Below are 19,676 nucleotides of genomic sequence, written 5' to 3' on the forward strand. Positions count from 1 at the left end.
CTGTTGTTAGCCTTCGTCTTTTTTGTCGTCAACCAGCGGGCTGGCGTCGTGCTCGGCGTCAATCTCTTCTTGCGGCAGCGGAGCAGGTTCTGCGTCCGGCGTCACGAAGGTTTCGGTAGAGACCGCCAGCGGCTGGCCGAGCTTAGTGACCGACAGGCTTTCGAGCTGTTCAGCCAGCTTCACTTTACCCGGCGCAAACAGGTTGATGACGGTAGAACCCAGCTTGAAGCGGCCCATCTCCTGACCTTTCAGCAGGGCGACAGAGCCTTCCTCTTCACCAGCAGGCCACGTCCAGCGCTTAATTACGCCTTCACGCGGAGGGGTGATGGTGCCAGCCCAGACGGTTTCAATACTGCCGACAATGGTCGCGCCCACCAGAATCTGCGCCATAGGGCCGAATTCAGTATCGAACAGGCAGATGACGCGCTCGTTACGGGCAAACAGGTTCGGTACGTTTTGCGCGGTCAGGTGATTTACGGAGAACAGATCGCCCGGCACGTAGATCATCTCACGCAGGATACCGTTACACGGCATATGCACGCGGTGGTAGTCGCGCGGTGACAGATAGGTGGTGGCAAAGGTGCCGTTGCGGAACAGATCCGCCATCAGGTAATTGCCCGCCAGCAGCGCTTCCAGGCTGTAGTTATGGCCTTTCGCCTGCAGGATTTTGTCGTCTTCGATGTTACCCAACTGGCTGATCACCCCGTCTGCTGGCATCACCAGGACGTTAGGATCGGTGTTCAGCGGGCGCACTTCGTCGCGCAGCGGGCGCACGAAAAACTCGTTGAACGTGCGGTAGCTGGCGGTGTCCGGCTTCTGCGCTTCTTTCATGTCGACCTTGTAATACTTCACGAAAAGGTCGATGACCAGTTTGGTCAGCCAGCCCGCGCGTTTGCTTGCGCCCCAGCCCGCCAGGCGAGTGAGCCACAGTTTTGGCAGAATGTATTGAAGCGAAAGTTTAAATGCGTTTAACAAGGTAGCCTCCAGGCCATTGTTTTGTCGTTCCTGATCCGGCGGTAAGCCGCCGGAACCTGAAAAAAGGGGACGATTTTAGCGATGCTTAGCTTAGTTGTCAGTTGTCAGAATCAGAAAAGTTTTTACGCGTTTTTACCTGATCCATGCTCTCAAGAATGCGGTGGTAATTGTCGAAGCGGGTCTCCGCAATCTCACCTTTCTCAACCGCTTCGCGGATAGCGCAGCCTGGATCGTTATCGTGTTTACAGTCGCGGTATTTGCAAGCGCCTAAATAATCATGGAATTCGACAAATCCATTAAAGATTTGTTCCGGCTCAAGATGCCATAAACCGAATTCACGCACGCCCGGGGAGTCGATGACATCGCCGCCGTGCGGGAAGTGGTACAGACGCGAGGCGGTAGTGGTGTGCTGGCCCAGACCCGAGACGTCAGACACATCGTTGGTGAGGATCTCCTGCTGGAGGCCGAGCAGATTGTTCAGCAGGCTCGATTTGCCTACGCCGGACTGGCCCGCAAAAATGCTGATGCGATCGGTAAGCGCCTCTTCCAGCGGTTTGAGGCCATCTTTAGTATGGCTGGAGACCATCAGGACGCGATAGCCAATCTTGCGATAGATATCCATCTGCTCATTAACGAAAGCCATGCCTTCGTCATCCAGCAGATCGATTTTGTTCAGCACGATAATCGGTTCAACCTGCAGCGTTTCGCACGCGACGAGGTATCGGTCGATAATATTGAGCGAAAGTTCAGGCAAAATCGCCGATACGATAACAATCTGGTTAATGTTGGCGGCAATCGGCTTCACCCCGTCGTAAAAATCGGGACGGGTTAACACGGACGTACGTTCATGAACCGCTTCAACGATACCTTTTACCGTAACGCCTTCCGCCGCCTCTTTACCCGGACGCCATACGACGCGGTCACCGGTCACCAGAGAACGAATGGTCCGGCGGATGTTGCAGCGGTGGATTTCACCATCGGCGGATTCCACGTCAGCGTGCATACCGAAACGGCTGATGACTACGCCTTCCGTTGGTTCGCCAAACAGGTTGTCGTCGTAATCGACCTTCTCCGAAGTGGTTTTAAGACGGCGCTGGTGATTGGCATTCACGCGGCGCTGCTGCCCTTTGGAGAGTTTATTTTTACTCAATCGCACTGGCTCCTGGTCGCCCGTAAGGGGCAAAACCTCTATGATACACTCTAATTAATACTAGTTAACCTGCTACTGCCGGTTATGCGAGAAGGGTGGAAAATAACATGAGCGCGGATGAAAACAACCTGATTTGGATCGATCTCGAAATGACCGGGCTGGATCCCGAGCGCGATCGCATTATTGAGATTGCAACCCTGGTCACCGATGCCAACCTGAATATCCTGGCCGAAGGGCCAACGATTGCGGTGCATCAGTCAGACGACCAGCTGGCGCTGATGGACGAGTGGAACGTGCGCACCCATACCGGAAGCGGGCTGGTGGAGCGCGTGAAGGCCAGCACGTTGGGTGACCGTGAGGCGGAACTGGCGACGCTCGAATTTCTGAAGCAGTGGGTGCCGGCGGGTAAATCGCCTATCTGCGGGAACAGCATCGGCCAGGATCGCCGTTTCCTGTTTAAGTATATGCCGGAGCTGGAGTCTTACTTTCACTACCGCTATCTGGATGTCAGTACCCTGAAAGAGCTGGCGCGTCGCTGGAAACCAGAAATCCTTGATGGCTTCAAAAAGCAAGGAACGCACCAGGCGATGGACGATATCCGCGAGTCTGTGGCGGAACTCGCGTACTACCGCGAAAACTTTATTAAGCTGTGATTTTGAGATCCGGCGCCTTGCGTGGCCGGGATTTTGTCGTTAAATTGTTCAGCTTGCCGATTAAATAAGCATTTGAACTGAATTTCGAAAAAATCACTTTCAGGGGGGTTGCAGCTAAAAGGATTTCTCGTATAATGCGCCTCCCGTAACGACAGAGAATTACACGTTACGACAGCAACAAAAGCAGTACAGATTTGCGGGAATAGCTCAGTTGGTAGAGCACGACCTTGCCAAGGTCGGGGTCGCGAGTTCGAGTCTCGTTTCCCGCTCCAAAATTTGAAAAGTGCTTCCACAGCACAGACTGCCCAAGCGGGAATAGCTCAGTTGGTAGAGCACGACCTTGCCAAGGTCGGGGTCGCGAGTTCGAGTCTCGTTTCCCGCTCCAAAATTTGAAAGTGCTTCTAAAGCACGGACCACCCAAGCGGGAATAGCTCAGTTGGTAGAGCACGACCTTGCCAAGGTCGGGGTCGCGAGTTCGAGTCTCGTTTCCCGCTCCAAATTCTTCTTCATCTCTAAAATATCCACAGCGAAAAGACGCGCTAGGGACGTTTTCTATTGCATCTGAAATACTCTTGTAAACAGAGTTATCCACAGAATTCGCGCTTTACCCAAACCGTACAGAAAGTTAGCAGGGTGAATAGTATATTTGCAATCCATTGTATTTAATGGATAAATTTTCATTTCAAAATGTTAGCAAGATCACTTGACCTCTTCTCAAGTCCAGATGGCGCTTGAGTTTTTATTTTTATTCACAGGCTGTGAATATATCACGCATCCCGCGTGAGCCCTTTTTCAATCACCCTCACCAGCCGCTGTTTCTGAGGAAGCTGCACCTCGACCACGCAGGCATTGCGCTTCTCGATTTGCTGCGCAATCGCCCATTCTATGTGTTCATCAAGAAGTGGGTGCTCACCTCTACGACTTTCAAGCGCCTGAATATTTGCTTTATCCCACGGGGCATTGCCCAGCGCGACGGCCACGTTTCGCAGCCAGCGCAGGTGGCCGATACGCCGAATGGCGGAACCTTCCGTCACCTTCAGGAACCAGGCTTCGGTCCAGGCGAACAGCTCGATCAGCGGCGGGGCATGTAACGCCTTGCGGGGACTGAAGTCTTCTTCATCCGTCAGCTGTGAATAGCGGTTCCACGGGCAGATCAGCTGACAGTCGTCGCAGCCGTAGATGCGGTTGCCGATAAGTGGACGAAACTCTTCCGGGATAGCTCCTTCGAGCTCGATGGTGAGATAGGAAATGCAGCGGCGCGCATCAACAGTGTACGGCTCAACGATGGCGCCCGTCGGGCAGATGGTCATGCAGGCCACGCAGCGGCCACAGCCTTCCTCTACCGGGCCGTCTACCGGCAGGGGTAAATCAATCAGCAGTTCACCGAGGAAGAAGAACGATCCGGCGTCGCGGCTAAGGATAAGTGAGTGCTTACCTGTCCAGCCAAGCCCGGCTTTTTCGGCGATCGGGCGCTCAAGAATAGGCGCGGAATCGACAAAGGGTCTAAAATTCAGCGAAACACAGTGCTGCTGAATAGTTTCCCCGAGTTTTTTTAAACGGTTACGCAGTAGCTTATGGTAATCACGCCCCAGGGCGTACCGGCTGACGTAACCCAGAGAGGGATTTTTTAGCGTGCGCGCAAAGGCCGCGTTGGCAGGCAGGTAGTTCATGCGCACGCTGATGACGCGCAATGTACCCGGTAAAAGATCATGTGGACGGGCACGCATCATGCCGTGACGCGCCATCCACTCCATTTCGCCGTGGTATTGTTTGTCCAGCCAGGCCTGCAGTTTTGGCTCGCTGGCAGAGAGGTCGGTATCGGTAATGCCTACCTTCTGAAAGCCAAGCTCAGCACCCCACTGTTTTATTTTTTGCGCTAATTCATTGAGATCGAGGGGCTGTGACATGACGGACCATACGGTGAAGAAAAACCCCGCAAGTATACCACATTCCATCTGGCATGCGGATGACCTCCGGCGCGCCGAAAAAGAGGCCGCAGACAGCCTCGGCATTACTCTTTATGAACTGATGCAGCGCGCGGGGGAGGCGGCGTTTAACGTTGCCCGCGGCGCGTACCCGCAATCCACTCACTGGCTGATTTTGTGTGGGCACGGCAATAACGGCGGCGACGGCTACGTTGCTGCGCGTCTCGCGGTTGCGGCCGGTATCCGCGTTACCTTGCTGGCGCTGGAAAGTGATAAGCCCCTGCCGGAAGAGGCCGGCGCGGCGCGGGAGGCATGGCTGAATGCAGGCGGCGTGATTCATGCCCCTGATATCGTCTGGCCGGAAGATGTTGATCTGATTGTTGATGGTCTGCTGGGGACCGGGCTACGCAGCGCGCCTCGCGAGAACATCGCCGCGCTTATTGAACACGCTAACGGGCACTCCGCGCCGGTAGTGGCGCTGGACATTCCGTCGGGCCTGATCGCGCAGACCGGCGCGACGCCTGGCACCGTTATTCAGGCTGCGCACACCGTGACCTTTATCGCTCTGAAGCCGGGCTTGTTAACCGGAAAAGCCCGGGATGTGGTTGGCGTATTGCACCATAACGCCCTGGGGCTGGAGAGCTGGCTCGCAGGGCAGGAAACGCGCCTGTCGCGCTTTGATGCCTCGCAGCTAAAAGAGTGGCTTCCGCCGCGCCGCCCAACGTCCCATAAGGGCGACCACGGCAGGCTGGTGATTATTGGTGGCGATCGCGGTACGGCAGGTGCGGTTCGCATGGCCGGTGAGGCGGCACTGCGCAGCGGTGCCGGATTAGTGCGAGTACTCACTCGCATCGAGAACATTACGCCAATCATTACAGCTCGACCGGAACTGATGGTCCATGAGCTTACGCCCCAGACTCTTGAAGAAAGCCTCGAATGGGCGGATGTGGTGGTCATTGGTCCCGGTCTTGGACAGCAGGCATGGGGTAAACAGGCCCTGCAAAAGGTCGAAAATTTTCGTAAACCGATGCTGTGGGATGCCGACGCGCTTAACCTTCTGGCAATAAACCCGGATAAGCGTCACAATCGCATTCTGACGCCACACCCCGGCGAAGCCGCGCGCCTGCTTAACTGCAGCGTGGCAGAAATTGAAAGCGATCGCTTACTTTCTGCTCAGCGTCTGGTAAAACGTTACGGAGGTGTTGCCGTTTTGAAAGGGGCAGGAACCGTTGTCGCCAGTGACGAGACGCAGGGCATTATTGATGCCGGAAATGCGGGCATGGCGAGCGGCGGCATGGGCGATGTGCTTTCAGGCATCATTGGCGCATTGCTTGGACAGAAACTTCCCCTTTATGATGCAGCCTGTGCGGGCTGCGTGGCCCACGGCGCGGCAGCTGACAGGCTTGCTGCGCGAGAGGGTACACGCGGTATGCTGGCCACCGATCTCTTTTGCACGCTGCGGCGTGTTGTTAACCCGGATGTGATTGACGTAGAAAATGACTAATCGAGCGATTCCTTTACCTGATGAACAAGCCACTTTAGATCTCGGCAAGCGCGTGGCGCAGGCCTGTCAGGGGGCAACCGTCATTTATCTGTATGGTGATTTAGGTGCGGGTAAAACCACCTTCAGCCGGGGTTTTTTGCAGGCGTTAGGGCATAACGGGAATGTGAAAAGCCCAACCTACACGCTGGTCGAGCCGTACACCCTCGACAATCTTATGGTGTACCACTTTGATTTATATCGCCTTGCGGATCCTGAGGAGCTGGAATTTATGGGGATCCGTGATTATTTTGCCAACGACGCCATCTGCCTGGTGGAGTGGCCGCAACAAGGTGCGGGTGTGTTACCTGACCCGGATGTCGAAATTCACTTAGATTACCAGGCGCAAGGGCGTGAGGCTCGCATCAGTGCGGTTTCCTCATCAGGGTGTTCCTTACTGGCGCGTCTCGCCGGTTAAGAGTAGGGATGACGGGATGATTAGTCGCGTTAAAGGTTGGGTGTTGGCTGCGACGGTGCTGCTGTGCGCGCAGGCCGGGGCGGCAAGCCTTTCGGATATTCAGGTGTCAAACGGCGAAAGCCAGGCCCGGATCACGTTCAGCTTTATGGGTGACCCTGAATATGCGTTTTCACAGCCAGACAGCCGCAGCGTGGCGCTGGATATCAAACAGACTGGCGTGATCCAGGGGTTACCGCTGCGGTTCAGCGGTAACAACCTGGTGAAAAGTATCCGTTCGGGTACCCCGCAGGACAGCCAGTCGCTGCGTCTGGTGGTCGATCTGACCGAAAAGGGTAAAACGAAGGCGGTGAAGCAGCAAAACGGGGCGAACTATACGGTGGTCTTCACCATCAATGCCGATGTTCCGCCGCCTCCGCCGCCACCGGTTGTCGCGAAACGCGTGGAAGAGCCGGTCTATACGCCGCGCCCATCGGAACCTGCGCGTAATCCGTTTAAATCGCAGAACGATCGCATCACCGCGGCAACCAGCAGCAATACGGTAACGCGTCCGGCGTCCAGCGCGCGGCGTGCGGTCAGCGGTGATAAAGTGATTATCGCCATTGATGCCGGGCACGGTGGTCAGGACCCTGGTGCGATTGGCCCGGGCGGCACGCGAGAGAAAAATGTCACTATTGCAGTGGCCCGCAAGCTGCGGACGTTGTTAAACGACGATCCGATGTTTAAAGGCGTACTGACGCGCGACGGCGACTATTTTATCTCTGTGATGGGCCGCTCAGACGTGGCGCGTAAGCAAAACGCCAATTTCCTGGTCTCCATTCACGCGGATGCCGCACCGAACCGTAACGCGACGGGCGCCTCGGTATGGGTCCTGTCGAACCGTCGGGCGAACAGCGAAATGGCAAACTGGCTGGAAGAGCATGAGAAACAGTCTGAACTGTTAGGCGGCGCGGGTGATGTGCTGGCTAACAGCCAGTCTGACCCGTATCTCAGCCAGGCGGTGCTGGATTTACAGTTCGGTCATTCTCAGCGCGTCGGGTATGATGTCGCCACTAACGTATTGAATCAGCTGCAGGGCATCGGAGCATTGCATAAGCGTCGCCCGGAACATGCGAGCCTGGGCGTTCTGCGTTCGCCGGATATTCCGTCAATTTTGGTGGAGACGGGCTTTATCAGCAATAACAGCGAAGAGCGCCTGCTGGGCAGCGACAGCTACCAGCAGCAAATTGCCGAAGCGATATACAACGGTTTACGTAAATATTTTGAGGCGCATCCTCTGCAGTCCGCGCCGCAGGGCGGGGCTGCCCAGACGGCCAGCGCCGCGCAGCCGGGTGAGTTGACCGCCACAAATTAAGGAGAATTCATGCCGATTCAGGTTCTGCCGCCGCAGCTCGCGAACCAAATCGCCGCCGGTGAGGTGGTGGAACGCCCTGCGTCGGTAGTGAAAGAGCTGGTGGAAAACAGCCTCGATGCGGGCGCAACCCGCATTGATATTGATATTGAACGCGGCGGCGCGAAGCTTATCCGCATTCGCGACAACGGCTGCGGGATCAAAAAAGAGGAGCTGGGGCTGGCGCTGGCGCGTCATGCCACCAGTAAAATTGCCTCTCTGGATGACCTGGAAGCGATTATCAGCCTCGGTTTTCGCGGCGAAGCGCTGGCCAGTATCAGTTCGGTGTCTCGTTTAACGCTGACCTCCCGCACCGCTGAACAGCAGGAAGCCTGGCAGGCCTACGCTGAAGGGCGGGATATGGACGTGACGGTCAAACCCGCGGCGCACCCTGTCGGTACCACGCTGGAAGTTCTGGATCTGTTCTACAACACTCCCGCCCGCCGTAAGTTTATGCGTACCGAAAAAACCGAGTTCGGCCATATCGACGAGATCATCCGCCGAATTGCGCTCGCCCGTTTCGACGTCACCATCAACCTCAGCCATAACGGCAAGGTGATGCGCCAGTACCGCGCGGTGGCTGAAGGTGGGCAGAAAGAGCGACGTTTAGGGGCTATCTGCGGGACGCCGTTCCTGGAACAGGCGCTGGCTATCGAGTGGCAGCACGGCGATCTGGCTTTACGTGGCTGGGTGGCCGATCCGCATGCCAGCAGCGCGGCGTTCTCTGAAATTCAGTATTGCTACGTTAACGGCCGTATGATGCGCGACCGCCTCATTAACCACGCCATTCGCCAGGCCTGCGAAGATAAGCTCGGGGCAGATCAGCAACCTGCCTTTGTACTTTATCTGGAGATCGACCCGCATCAGGTGGATGTCAACGTCCATCCTGCCAAGCATGAGGTGCGGTTCCATCAGTCGCGTCTGGTACATGATTTTATCTACCAGGGCGTGCTGAGCGTACTGCAACAGCAGCTTGAACCCACACTGCCGCTGGAAAAAGAAGACTCCGCACCGCGCCCCATTCCGGAAAATCGTGTCGCTGCGGGTCGCAACCATTTTGCGGAGCCTGCCGTCGCGCGTGAACCGGACGCCCCGCGTTTCTCCTCAGCAGGGGCCGCACCGCGTCCGACGGGCGCGAACTACCCGAACGCTCAGCCCGGCTATCAAAAGCAGCAGGGGGCGCTGTACCGTAAACTGCTGGAAACGCCGGCAGTCGAGCGCAAAGAGCACGTTGCGGTGGCGACACCTTCCCTTGAAGGCCATAGCCAGAGTTTTGGCCGGGTGCTGACGATTATCGCACCGGATATGGCGCTGCTTGAGCGCGACGGCAAACTGCTGCTTCTGGCGCTGCCGGTTGCCGAACGCTGGCTCAAGCAGGCGCAGCTGACGCCGGGGGATAATGTGGCATGTGCGCAGCCGCTGTTAATCCCGGTTCGCCTGAAAATATCCACTGAGGAAACAAGGGTATTGCAGCGTGCAGAGGCCCAGCTGGCGCAAATGGGCATTGAAATTGTGCTTGAACCACAACATGTGACAATTCGCGCAGTGCCTTTACCCTTACGCCAACAAAATTTACAAAACTTGATTCCTGAACTGATAGGCTACCTGGCGCAGCAGACATCGTTTGAGGCTGCCAACACCGCGCAGTGGATCGCCCGCCATCTGGCCAGCGAACATTCACCGTGGAGTATGGCGCAGGCGATTACCGTGCTTGCGGAGGTGGAACGCCTCTGCCCACAGCTGGTGAAAGCGCCGCCGGGTGGGTTATTACAACCTGTTGATTTAAAAACGGCGATGACCGCCCTGAAACATGACTGACGTAAGTAAGGCGAGCCTGCCAAAGGCAATTTTTTTAATGGGCCCAACGGCCTCGGGCAAAACGGCGTTAGCCATTGAGTTACGTAAAGTTTTGCCTGTAGAGTTGATTAGCGTTGATTCCGCCCTCATCTATCGAGGGATGGACATCGGCACGGCGAAGCCCGGCGCAGACGAACTGCGTGCGGCACCGCACCGTTTGCTGGATATTCTCGACCCGGCAGAGGCTTACTCCGCAGCGGATTTCCGCCGGGATGCCTTAGCCGAGATGGCCGAGATCACCGCCGCGGGGCGTATACCGCTGTTGGTTGGCGGAACCATGCTCTACTTCAAGGCGCTGCTCGAAGGGTTGTCTCCTTTACCTTCCGCGGACCCTGAGGTGAGAGCAAAGATTGAGCAGCAGGCGGCAGAGCAGGGATGGGACGTATTGCATAAGCAACTGGCGGAGGTTGACCCGGTTGCGGCAGCGCGGATCCATCCAAATGATCCGCAAAGGCTTTCCCGGGCACTGGAAGTTTTTTTCATTTCGGGTAAAACTTTAACGGAACTGACGCAAACGTCAGGAGACGCTCTGCCGTATCAGGTGCATCAGTTCGCCATCGCCCCGGCGAGCCGTGAACTGCTCCATCAACGAATTGAGCAGCGTTTTCATCAGATGTTGGCTTCAGATTTTGAAGCAGAAGTGCGGGCGCTATTTGCCCGTGGAGATTTGCATACGGATATGCCTTCCGTTCGTTGTGTGGGATACCGCCAGATGTGGTCGTATCTTGAAGGTGAGATTTCATACGATGAAATGGTTTATCGAGGTGTTTGCGCCACGAGACAGTTAGCGAAGCGCCAGATCACCTGGTTGCGCGGTTGGGAGGGAGTTCACTGGTTAGACAGTGAAAAACCGCAACAGGCGTTAAACGAGGTGATTGAGGTTGTTGGTGATATCGCCCACTGAATGTGTACAATTGAGACGTATCGTGCGCAATTTTTCAGAATCGCAAGGTTCTAAGTACAAAACAAGCATATAAGGAAAAGATAGAATGGCTAAGGGGCAATCTTTACAAGATCCGTTCCTGAACGCATTGCGTCGGGAACGTGTTCCAGTTTCTATTTATTTGGTGAATGGTATTAAGCTGCAAGGTCAGATTGAGTCTTTCGATCAGTTCGTGATCCTGTTGAAAAACACGGTCAGCCAGATGGTCTACAAGCACGCTATCTCTACTGTTGTTCCGTCCCGTCCGGTCTCTCATCACAGCAATAACGCTGGCGGCGGCACAGGCAGTAACTACCATCACGGCAGCAACGCGCAGGGTTCTTCAACGCCAGCGCAGGACAGCGACGAGACCGAATAAGGTTTCAGCTGTTATCCACACGGGGAGCCAGGGATCCTGCGTTCCCCGCTGATCTTTTTAGAGAGGTTTACGCTTGTTTGACCGTTATGATGCCGGTGAGCAGGCGGTGCTGGTACACATCTATTTTTCGCAAGACAAAGATATGGAAGACCTCCAGGAATTTGAATCTCTGGTCTCTTCCGCCGGTGTCGAAGCAATGCAGGTGATTACCGGTAGCCGTAAAGCGCCGCACCCAAAGTATTTTGTTGGTGAAGGTAAAGCAGTAGAAATTGCGGATGCCGTAAAAGCAACCGGCGCGTCAGTCGTGTTGTTTGATCATGCGCTGTCTCCAGCCCAGGAGCGCAACCTGGAAGCTCTCTGCGAATGCCGTGTTATCGATCGCACGGGATTGATTTTAGATATTTTTGCTCAGCGTGCCCGAACCCACGAGGGGAAACTGCAGGTTGAGCTGGCGCAGTTGCGCCATCTGGCGACGCGTCTGGTGCGTGGCTGGACCCACCTTGAAAGACAAAAAGGCGGGATTGGTTTGCGCGGTCCGGGTGAAACCCAGCTCGAAACCGACCGCCGTTTGCTGCGTGGCCGTATTACCCAGATCCTCTCACGTCTGGAACGTGTAGAGAAACAGCGTGAACAGGGGCGTCGGGCGCGAACCAAAGCCGACATCCCAACGGTGTCGCTGGTGGGCTATACCAACGCCGGTAAATCCACCCTGTTTAACCAGATAACCGAGGCCCAGGTGTATGCCGCAGACCAGCTGTTTGCGACCCTGGACCCGACGCTGCGCCGCATTGACGTTGCAGACGTGGGTGAAACAGTGCTGGCGGATACCGTAGGGTTTATCCGCCATCTGCCGCACGATCTGGTGGCGGCGTTTAAGGCGACGTTGCAGGAGACGCGTCAGGCGACCCTGCTGCTGCACGTGATTGATGCGGCTGACGTACGCGTGCAGGAGAACATCGACGCGGTGAACGTGGTGCTGGAAGAAATTGACGCCCACGAAATTCCCACGCTGTTGGTGATGAATAAGATCGATATGCTGGAGGATTTCGAACCGCGTATCGACCGAGATGAAGAGAACAAACCGATTCGGGTCTGGCTTTCTGCTCAGGCCGGTATTGGTGTGCCACTGCTTTTCCAGGCTTTGACAGAACGTCTTTCCGGTGAGGTAGCTCAGCACACGCTGCGACTGCCGCCACAGGAAGGCAGGCTGCGCAGCCGGTTTTATCAGCTTCAGGCGATAGAAAAAGAGTGGATGGAGGATGACGGCAGCGTGGGGATGCAGGTGCGTATGCCGATCGTTGACTGGCGTCGCCTCTGTAAACAAGAACCTGCGCTGGCGGACTATATCGTCTGATCAGAAAGGGGAAGCCTGAAAAATTCGCCCTTGCATAACAAATATGGAGCATATACATGGCGTGGAATCAGCCCGGTAATAACGGACAAGACCGCGACCCGTGGGGAAGCAGCAATAATCAAGGCGGCAACTCTGGGGGAAATGGCAACAAAGGTGGTCGCGAGCAGGGGCCGCCGGATCTGGATGATATCTTCCGCAAGCTGAGCAAAAAGCTTGGTGGCCTTGGCGGAGGAAAAGGTTCAGGCTCGGGTGGCAGTTCCAGCCAGGGACCGCGCCCGCAATTAGGTGGCCGCCTGGTGGGCATCGTTGCTGCCGGGCTGGTGATCGTCTGGGCAGCCAGCGGGTTCTACACCATTAAAGAAGCAGAACGCGGCGTGGTCACCCGTTTCGGTAAGTTCAGCCATCTGGTTGAGCCGGGCCTGAACTGGAAACCGACCTTCATTGACGACGTTACTGCAGTCAACGTGGAGTCCGTCCGTGAACTGGCCGCCTCCGGCGTGATGCTGACCTCTGACGAAAACGTGGTGCGCGTCGAGATGAACGTGCAGTACCGCGTGACCGATCCTGAGCGTTATCTGTTTAGCGTGACCAGCGCCGATGACAGCCTGCGTCAGGCGACCGACAGCGCCCTGCGTGGTGTAATCGGCAAATACACGATGGACCGCATCCTGACCGAAGGTCGTACCGTTATTCGTAGCGATACCCAGCGCGAGCTGGAAGAGACGATTCGTCCGTACAACATGGGTATCACCCTGCTGGACGTCAACTTCCAGGCTGCGCGTCCGCCGGAAGAGGTGAAGGCCGCGTTTGATGATGCGATTGCCGCCCGTGAAAACGAACAGCAGTACATCCGCGAAGCAGAAGCGTACACCAACGAAGTGCAGCCGCGTGCTAACGGTCAGGCGCAGCGTATTCTGGAAGAGGCGCGTGCGTATAAGACCCAGACCATCCTGGAAGCTCAGGGTGAAGTGGCTCGCTTCGCGCGCATCCTGCCGGAATACAAAGCCGCGCCGGAAATTACCCGCGAGCGTCTGTATATCGAGACCATGGAAAAAGTGCTGAGCCACACCCGCAAAGTGTTGGTTAACGATAGCAAAGGTGGAAACCTGATGGTTCTGCCGTTGGATCAGATGCTGAAAGGCGGTTCTGCACCGGCAGCGAAAGACACCAGCGGAGCGAACAACCTGCTGCGTCTGCCGCCAGCCTCATCAGGCAGCTCCAGCGCGAACACAACGCCTTCTTCGAACGATGGTGACATTATGGACCAACGCCGTGCTAACGCGCAGCGTAACGACTACCAGCGTCAGGGGGAATAAGGATGCGTAAGTCAGTTATTGCGATCGTCGTCATCGTACTGGTCGTGCTGTATACCTCGATCTTTGTGGTGAAAGAGGGCGAGCGTGGGATCAAATTCCAGTTCAGCAGCGTCGTGCGTGACAGTGACAAACGTCCGGTGATTTACGAGCCGGGTCTGCACTTCAAGGTGCCGTTTATTCAGTCAGTGAAAACGCTGGATGCGCGTATCCAGACCATGGATAACCAGGCTGACCGTTTCGTGACCAAAGAGAAGAAAGACCTGATCGTTGATTCTTATATCAAATGGCGCATCAGCGATTTCAGCCGCTACTTCCTGGCAACGGGCGGTGGTGACGTTTCTCAGGCGGAAGTGCTGCTGAAACGTAAGTTCTCTGACCGTCTGCGTTCTGAGATTGGTCGTCTGGATGTGAAAGACATCGTGACCGACTCCCGTGGTCGTCTGACGCTGGAAGTGCGCGATGCGCTGAACTCCGGTACAGCGGGTACGGAAGACGAAGTGGAAACGCCAGCAGCGGATGACGCGATTGCTAAAGCCGCTGAACGCGTTCAGGCTGAAACCAACGGTAAAGTTCCGGTGATCAACCCGAACAGTATGGCAGCGCTGGGTATCGAAGTGGTTGACGTGCGTATCAAGCAGATCAACCTGCCAGCTGAAGTGTCCGAGGCGATCTACAACCGTATGCGCGCCGAGCGTGAAGCGGTAGCCCGTCGTCACCGTTCACAGGGTCAGGAAGAGGCGGAAAAACTGCGTGCGGCAGCGGACTATGAAGTGACCAAGACGCTGGCGGAATCTGAGCGTCAGGGCCGTATCCTGCGCGGTGAAGGCGATGCCGAAGCCGCGAAGCTGTTCGCCGATGCCTTCAGCCAGGATCCAGACTTCTACGCCTTTATCCGTAGCCTGCGCGCGTACGAGAATAGCTTCAAGAGCAACCAGGATGTGATGGTGCTCAGCCCGGACAGCGATTTCTTCCGTTATATGAAGACGCCGACCAACGCAACGCGATAAACTCAGGCTCGTTTGAGTATTCAAACCACCGCTCCCAACGGAGCGGTGGTTTTCTTTTATAAGGATGAAAAATGAATTCAACGATCTGGCTTGCGCTGGCCCTGGTTCTGGTGCTGGAAGGCCTCGGTCCGATGCTCTATCCGCGCGCATGGCGTCGTATGATCGCGACCATGAGCCAGTTGCCGGATAATATCTTGCGTCGTTTCGGCGGTGGTCTTGTGGTTGCCGGTATCGTTATCTACTACATGTTGAGGAAAACGATTGGCTGATCAAAAACTAGCCGCAATTGGCATATTTTAGGGTCAAAAAGTGCTGTATATCTGAAAAAGCGATGGTAGAATCCATTTTTAAGCAAACGGTGATTTTGAAAAAAATGGGTAACAACGTCGTCGTACTGGGCACCCAATGGGGTGACGAAGGTAAAGGGAAGATTGTTGATCTTCTGACTGAACGGGCTAAATATGTTGTACGCTACCAGGGCGGTCACAACGCAGGCCATACTCTCGTAATCAACGGTGAAAAAACCGTCCTCCATCTTATTCCATCAGGCATTCTTCGCGATAACGTCACCAGCATCATCGGTAACGGCGTTGTGCTGTCTCCTGCTGCGCTGATGAAAGAGATGAAAGGTCTGGAAGACCGTGGTATCCCTGTTCGTGAGCGTCTGCTGCTCTCCGAAGCCTGCCCGCTGATTCTGGACTATCACGTGGCGCTGGACGTAGCGCGTGAAAAAGCGCGCGGCGCGAAAGCAATCGGCACCACCGGTCGTGGTATCGGCCCGGCTTACGAAGATAAAGTTGCACGTCGCGGTCTGCGCGTGGGCGACCTCTTCGACAAAGCGACCTTCGCTGAAAAACTGAAAGAAGTGATGGAATATCACAACTTCCAGCTGGTGAACTTCTACAAAGCTGACGCTGTTGACTACCAGAAAGTGCTGGATGACGTCATGGCGATTGCAGACATTCTGACCGGTATGGTTGTTGATGTGTCCGATCTGCTGGACCAGGCGCGCAAGCGTGGCGATTTCGTCATGTTCGAAGGTGCGCAGGGTACGCTGCTGGACATCGACCACGGTACCTATCCGTACGTAACCTCCTCTAACACCACCGCGGGTGGCGTGGCGACCGGCTCCGGCCTGGGCCCACGTTATGTGGATTACGTTCTGGGCATCATCAAAGCGTACTCCACTCGCGTGGGTGCGGGTCCATTCCCGACCGAACTGTTTGATGAAACCGGCGAGTTCCTGTGCAAGCAGGGTAACGAGTTTGGCGCGACCACCGGTCGTCGTCGTCGTACCGGCTGGCTGGATGCGGTTGCAGTGCGTCGTGCAGTGCAGATCAACTCCCTGTCTGGCTTCTGCCTGACCAAGCTGGACGTGTTGGACGGCCTGAAAGAAGTGAAAATCTGCGTAGGCTACCGTATGCCAGATGGCCGTGAAGTGACCACCACTCCGCTGGCCGCTGACGACTGGGAAGGCATCGAGCCAATCTACGAAACCATGCCGGGCTGGTCTGAAACCACCTTCGGTGTGAAAGAGCGTAGCGGCCTGCCGCAGGCGGCGCTGGATTACATCAAGCGCATCGAAGAACTGACCGAAGTGCCGATCGATATTATTTCTACCGGCCCGGATCGTACTGAAACGATGATTCTGCGCGACCCCTTCGACGCATAATCTTCGTGACTGCTGGCCTGCGGGGAGACCCGCAGGCCGGATAAGCGCAGCGCCAACCGGCGACCGCTCCTGGATCTCCGCTTTTTCGCCCCGTCTGTCAAATAAATTAGCCCCTAACTATCTGGCTGGTTTATCATCATTAATGAATATCTCAGCGGTTTGACCGCGTTTTCCCTTTTTCCTGAGGTTGATGTGCAGTTAACAAGTTTCACCGATTACGGCTTACGCGCGCTGATTTACATGGCGTCGTTACCCGAAGGGAAGATGACCAGTATCTCTGAAGTGACAGAGGTATACGGTGTATCCCGTAATCATATGGTCAAAATAATCAATCAACTTAGCCGTGCCGGATACGTTGCTGCCGTCCGCGGGAAGAATGGAGGGATCCGTCTTGGTAAACCGGCACAGAGTATTCGTATCGGGGATGTGGTACGCGAGCTGGAGCCCTTGTCTCTGGTGAACTGCAGCAGCGAGTTCTGCCACATTACGCCCGCTTGCCGCCTGAAACAGGCGCTTTCTAAGGCCGTGCAAAGTTTTCTCAAGGAACTGGATAACTACACGCTGGCCGATTTGGTTGAAGAGAATCAACCGCTTTATAAATTATTGCTGGTGGAATGAAGAAAATTTCCACCGGAGCTGACAACGGAGGAACCGACATGTCACAAGATCCTTTCCAGGAACGCGAAGCCGAAAAATACGCGAATCCTATTCCCAGCCGCGAGTTCATCATTGAACACTTAACAAAACGCGAAAAACCCGCCAATCGTGAAGAACTTGCCGTTGAATTAAATATTGAAGGTGAAGAGCAAATTGAAGCCCTTCGCCGCCGCCTGCGCGCCATGGAGCGCGACGGGCAGTTGGTCTTTACCCGCCGCCAGTGCTACGCGCTGCCTGAACGCCTCGACCTGCTGAAAGGCACCGTGATTGGTCACCGTGACGGCTTTGGCTTCCTGCGAGTGGAAGGCCGTAAAGACGATCTGTATCTCTCATCCGAACAGATGAAAATGTGTATCCACGGCGACCAGATCCTGGCGCAGCCGCTGGGTGCCGACCGTAAAGGCCGCCGCGAGGCGCGCGTGGTTCGCGTGCTGGTGCCGAAAACCAGCCAGATTGTGGGCCGCTACTTTACCGATGCGGGCGTGGGTTTTGTTGTGCCGGACGACAGCCGTCTGAGCTTCGATATTCTGATCCCACCTGAAGAGGTGATGGGCGCGCGCATGGGCTTTGTGGTGGTGGTGGAACTTACCCAGCGCCCAACCCGTCGCACCAAAGCGGTCGGGAAAATCGTCGAAGTGCTGGGCGATAACATGGGCACCGGCATGGCCGTCGATATGGCGCTGCGCACGCATGAGATCCCGTACGTCTGGCCGAAAGCGGTCGAGGAGCAGATTGAAAACCTGCGTGAAGAAGTGCCGGAAGAGTCCAAAGCGGGCCGTGTGGATCTGCGCTCCCTGCCGCTGGTCACCATTGATGGTGAAGATGCCCGCGACTTCGATGACGCCGTCTACTGCGAGAAAAAACGCGGCGGCGGCTGGCGTCTGTGGGTGGCGATTGCTGACGTAAGCTACTACGTTCGTCCGCACACGCCGCTGGATAACGAAGCGCGCAGCCGCGGTACGTCGGTCTACTTCCCGTCTCAGGTTGTACCGATGCTGCCGGAAGTGCTCTCAAACGGCCTGTGTTCCCTTAACCCGCAGGTTGACCGCCTCTGTATGGTTTGCGAGATGACTATCTCCACCAAAGGGCGCTTAACGGGCTACAAATTCTACGAAGCGGTGATGAGCTCGCACGCGCGTCTGACCTATACCAAGGTCTGGCATATGCTGCAGGGCGACCAGGATCTTCGCGAGCAGTACGCGCCGCTGGTTAAGCACATCGAAGAGCTGCATAACCTCTACAAAACGCTGGATCAGGCGCGCGAAGAGCGCGGCGGGATCTCCTTTGAGAGCGAAGAAGCGAAGTTTATCTTCAATGCGGAACGCCGCATTGAGCGTATCGAGCAGACCCAGCGTAACGATGCGCACAAGCTGATCGAAGAGTGTATGATTCTGGCGAACATCTCGGCGGCGAGATTTGTTGAGAAAGCCAAAGAGCCTGCGCTGTTCCGTATCCACGATAAGCCGTCGACGGAAGCCATCACCGCGTTCCGCTCCGTGCTGGCTGAACTGGGTCTGGAGCTGCCAGGCGGTAACAAGCCAGAGCCGCGTGATTACGCCGAGCTGCTGGAGTCCATTGGCGACCGTCCTGACGCAGAAATGCTGCAGACGATGCTGCTGCGCTCTATGAAGCAGGCTATTTACGATCCGGAAAACCGGGGGCACTTCGGCCTGGCGCTGCAGTCTTACGCGCACTTTACCTCGCCGATCCGCCGCTATCCTGACCTGTCCCTGCACCGTGCGATCAAGTATTTGCTGGCGCAGGAGCAGGGTCATAAAGGGAACACCACCGAAACCGGCGGGTATCACTATTCGATGGAAGAGATGCTGCAGCTGGGCCAGCACTGTTCCATGACCGAACGCCGTGCTGATGAAGCCACGCGTGACGTAGCGGACTGGCTGAAGTGTGACTTTATGCTGGACCAGGTGGGCAATGTCTTTAAAGGCGTGATTGCCAGCGTTACCGGCTTTGGTTTCTTCGTTCGTCTGGATGAGCTGTTCATCGACGGCCTGGTGCACGTCTCCAGCCTGGATAACGACTACTACCGCTTCGACCAGGTCGGCCAGCGCCTGATTGGCGAATCTGGCGGCCAGACCTATCGTCTGGGCGACCGTGTGGAAGTGAAGGTTGAAGCCGTGAATATGGACGACCGTAAAATCGACTTCAGCCTGATCTCCAGCGAGCGCGCGCCGCGTAACGTCGGTAAAACCGAGCGTGAAAGGGCGAAAAAGGGCGGCAACGGTAAAGCGAGCGGTAAACGTCGCCAGGCAGGTAAAAAGGTAAACTTCGAGCCGGACAGCGCGTTCCGCGGCGAGAAGAAACAGAAGCCGAAGGCGGCGAAGAAAGAAGCCCGTTCAGCGAAAAAGCCTTCCGCGAAAACGCAGAAAATTGCTGCCGCCACCAAAGCGAAGCGCGCGGCCAAGAAAAAGCAGGCGGAGTAATTCTCCCCTCACCCTGACCCTCT

At 56.0% G+C, this 19,676-nt stretch carries 17 protein-coding genes and 3 tRNA genes; 17 read left to right on the forward strand and 3 right to left on the reverse strand.

The window, feature by feature from the left end:
* Window positions 1-6: 6 nt before the first annotated feature.
* Both asd and rsgA read right to left on the reverse strand, forming a co-directional pair.
* The gene (gene asd, locus V1603_RS05040) at window positions 7-975 is read right to left on the reverse strand and encodes an archaetidylserine decarboxylase (protein WP_028015245.1); all 969 of its coding nucleotides are present in this window, start codon (window positions 973-975) and stop codon (window positions 7-9) included.
* A gap of 97 nt (window positions 976-1,072) precedes the next feature.
* Window positions 1,073-2,125: a small ribosomal subunit biogenesis GTPase RsgA gene (gene rsgA, locus V1603_RS05045; RefSeq protein ID WP_204320753.1), complete on the reverse strand. Its 1,053-nt coding sequence runs from the start codon at window positions 2,123-2,125 to the stop codon at window positions 1,073-1,075.
* Between the two features lie 107 nt (window positions 2,126-2,232).
* On the opposite strand from rsgA, the gene orn reads away from it, so the two are divergent.
* The 4 genes from orn to V1603_RS05065 all read left to right on the forward strand — a co-directional run bounded on the left by orn (window position 2,233) and on the right by V1603_RS05065 (window position 3,275).
* A complete protein-coding gene (orn, locus tag V1603_RS05050; protein WP_028015247.1) occupies window positions 2,233-2,778 on the forward strand; it encodes an oligoribonuclease in 546 nt (181 codons plus the stop codon).
* A gap of 196 nt (window positions 2,779-2,974) precedes the next feature.
* A tRNA-Gly gene (locus V1603_RS05055) sits at window positions 2,975-3,050 on the forward strand.
* A gap of 37 nt (window positions 3,051-3,087) precedes the next feature.
* A tRNA-Gly gene (locus V1603_RS05060) sits at window positions 3,088-3,163 on the forward strand.
* Window positions 3,164-3,199: 36 nt separating this feature from the next.
* Window positions 3,200-3,275 (forward strand) — tRNA-Gly (locus V1603_RS05065).
* Window positions 3,276-3,545: 270 nt separating this feature from the next.
* Here V1603_RS05065 and queG read toward each other — a convergent pair.
* Window positions 3,546-4,685, reverse strand: a complete 1,140-nt coding sequence (gene queG / locus V1603_RS05070) for a tRNA epoxyqueuosine(34) reductase QueG (protein ID WP_395313566.1) — start codon at window positions 4,683-4,685, stop codon at window positions 3,546-3,548.
* Between queG and nnr the strand changes: the two genes are divergently transcribed.
* The 13 genes from nnr to rnr all read left to right on the forward strand — a co-directional run bounded on the left by nnr (window position 4,684) and on the right by rnr (window position 19,653).
* A complete protein-coding gene (gene nnr / locus V1603_RS05075) occupies window positions 4,684-6,207 on the forward strand; it encodes a bifunctional ADP-dependent NAD(P)H-hydrate dehydratase/NAD(P)H-hydrate epimerase (RefSeq protein WP_163330669.1) in 1,524 nt (507 codons plus the stop codon). The genes queG and nnr overlap by 2 nt on opposite strands.
* A complete protein-coding gene (tsaE, locus tag V1603_RS05080; protein ID WP_028015250.1) occupies window positions 6,200-6,661 on the forward strand; it encodes a tRNA (adenosine(37)-N6)-threonylcarbamoyltransferase complex ATPase subunit type 1 TsaE in 462 nt (153 codons plus the stop codon). The genes nnr and tsaE overlap by 8 nt, the downstream gene beginning before the upstream one ends.
* A gap of 16 nt (window positions 6,662-6,677) precedes the next feature.
* Window positions 6,678-8,012, forward strand: a complete 1,335-nt coding sequence (gene amiB, locus V1603_RS05085; RefSeq protein ID WP_116343617.1) for an N-acetylmuramoyl-L-alanine amidase AmiB — start codon at window positions 6,678-6,680, stop codon at window positions 8,010-8,012.
* Between the two features lie 9 nt (window positions 8,013-8,021).
* Window positions 8,022-9,866 carry a DNA mismatch repair endonuclease MutL gene (gene mutL / locus V1603_RS05090; protein WP_395313567.1) on the forward strand — a complete coding sequence of 615 codons (1,845 nt, stop codon included), beginning with the start codon at window positions 8,022-8,024 and terminating at the stop codon, window positions 9,864-9,866.
* A complete protein-coding gene (gene miaA, locus V1603_RS05095) occupies window positions 9,859-10,809 on the forward strand; it encodes a tRNA (adenosine(37)-N6)-dimethylallyltransferase MiaA (RefSeq protein WP_116343615.1) in 951 nt (316 codons plus the stop codon). The genes mutL and miaA overlap by 8 nt, the downstream gene beginning before the upstream one ends.
* An 85-nt stretch (window positions 10,810-10,894) precedes the next feature.
* Entirely contained in the window at window positions 10,895-11,206 is a 312-nt protein-coding gene (gene hfq / locus V1603_RS05100) for an RNA chaperone Hfq (protein WP_008502919.1), read from the forward strand.
* A 73-nt stretch (window positions 11,207-11,279) separates the two neighbouring features.
* The gene (hflX, locus tag V1603_RS05105; protein WP_023331851.1) at window positions 11,280-12,560 is read left to right on the forward strand and encodes a ribosome rescue GTPase HflX; all 1,281 of its coding nucleotides are present in this window, start codon (window positions 11,280-11,282) and stop codon (window positions 12,558-12,560) included.
* 56 nt (window positions 12,561-12,616) lie between these two features.
* Window positions 12,617-13,876 carry an FtsH protease activity modulator HflK gene (hflK, locus tag V1603_RS05110; RefSeq protein ID WP_028015254.1) on the forward strand — a complete coding sequence of 420 codons (1,260 nt, stop codon included), beginning with the start codon at window positions 12,617-12,619 and terminating at the stop codon, window positions 13,874-13,876.
* A 2-nt stretch (window positions 13,877-13,878) separates the two neighbouring features.
* Complete coding sequence (gene hflC, locus V1603_RS05115; protein ID WP_061099477.1) at window positions 13,879-14,883, forward strand: protease modulator HflC; 1,005 nt, start codon at window positions 13,879-13,881, stop codon at window positions 14,881-14,883.
* 71 nt (window positions 14,884-14,954) lie between these two features.
* Window positions 14,955-15,152: a DUF2065 domain-containing protein gene (locus V1603_RS05120; RefSeq protein WP_003855996.1), complete on the forward strand. Its 198-nt coding sequence runs from the start codon at window positions 14,955-14,957 to the stop codon at window positions 15,150-15,152.
* Window positions 15,153-15,256: 104 nt separating this feature from the next.
* Window positions 15,257-16,555 (forward strand): adenylosuccinate synthase, encoded by a 1,299-nt coding sequence (locus V1603_RS05125; protein ID WP_024907332.1) that lies wholly within the window; start codon window positions 15,257-15,259, stop codon window positions 16,553-16,555.
* A gap of 192 nt (window positions 16,556-16,747) precedes the next feature.
* Window positions 16,748-17,173 carry a nitric oxide-sensing transcriptional repressor NsrR gene (gene nsrR, locus V1603_RS05130; RefSeq protein WP_061099476.1) on the forward strand — a complete coding sequence of 142 codons (426 nt, stop codon included), beginning with the start codon at window positions 16,748-16,750 and terminating at the stop codon, window positions 17,171-17,173.
* Window positions 17,174-17,211: 38 nt separating this feature from the next.
* Window positions 17,212-19,653: a ribonuclease R gene (gene rnr, locus V1603_RS05135; protein ID WP_163330671.1), complete on the forward strand. Its 2,442-nt coding sequence runs from the start codon at window positions 17,212-17,214 to the stop codon at window positions 19,651-19,653.
* Window positions 19,654-19,676 lie beyond the last annotated feature (23 nt).

The organism is Enterobacter sp. ECC-219, from assembly GCF_043966805.1.
Classification (GTDB): domain Bacteria; phylum Pseudomonadota; class Gammaproteobacteria; order Enterobacterales; family Enterobacteriaceae; genus Enterobacter; species Enterobacter cloacae_N.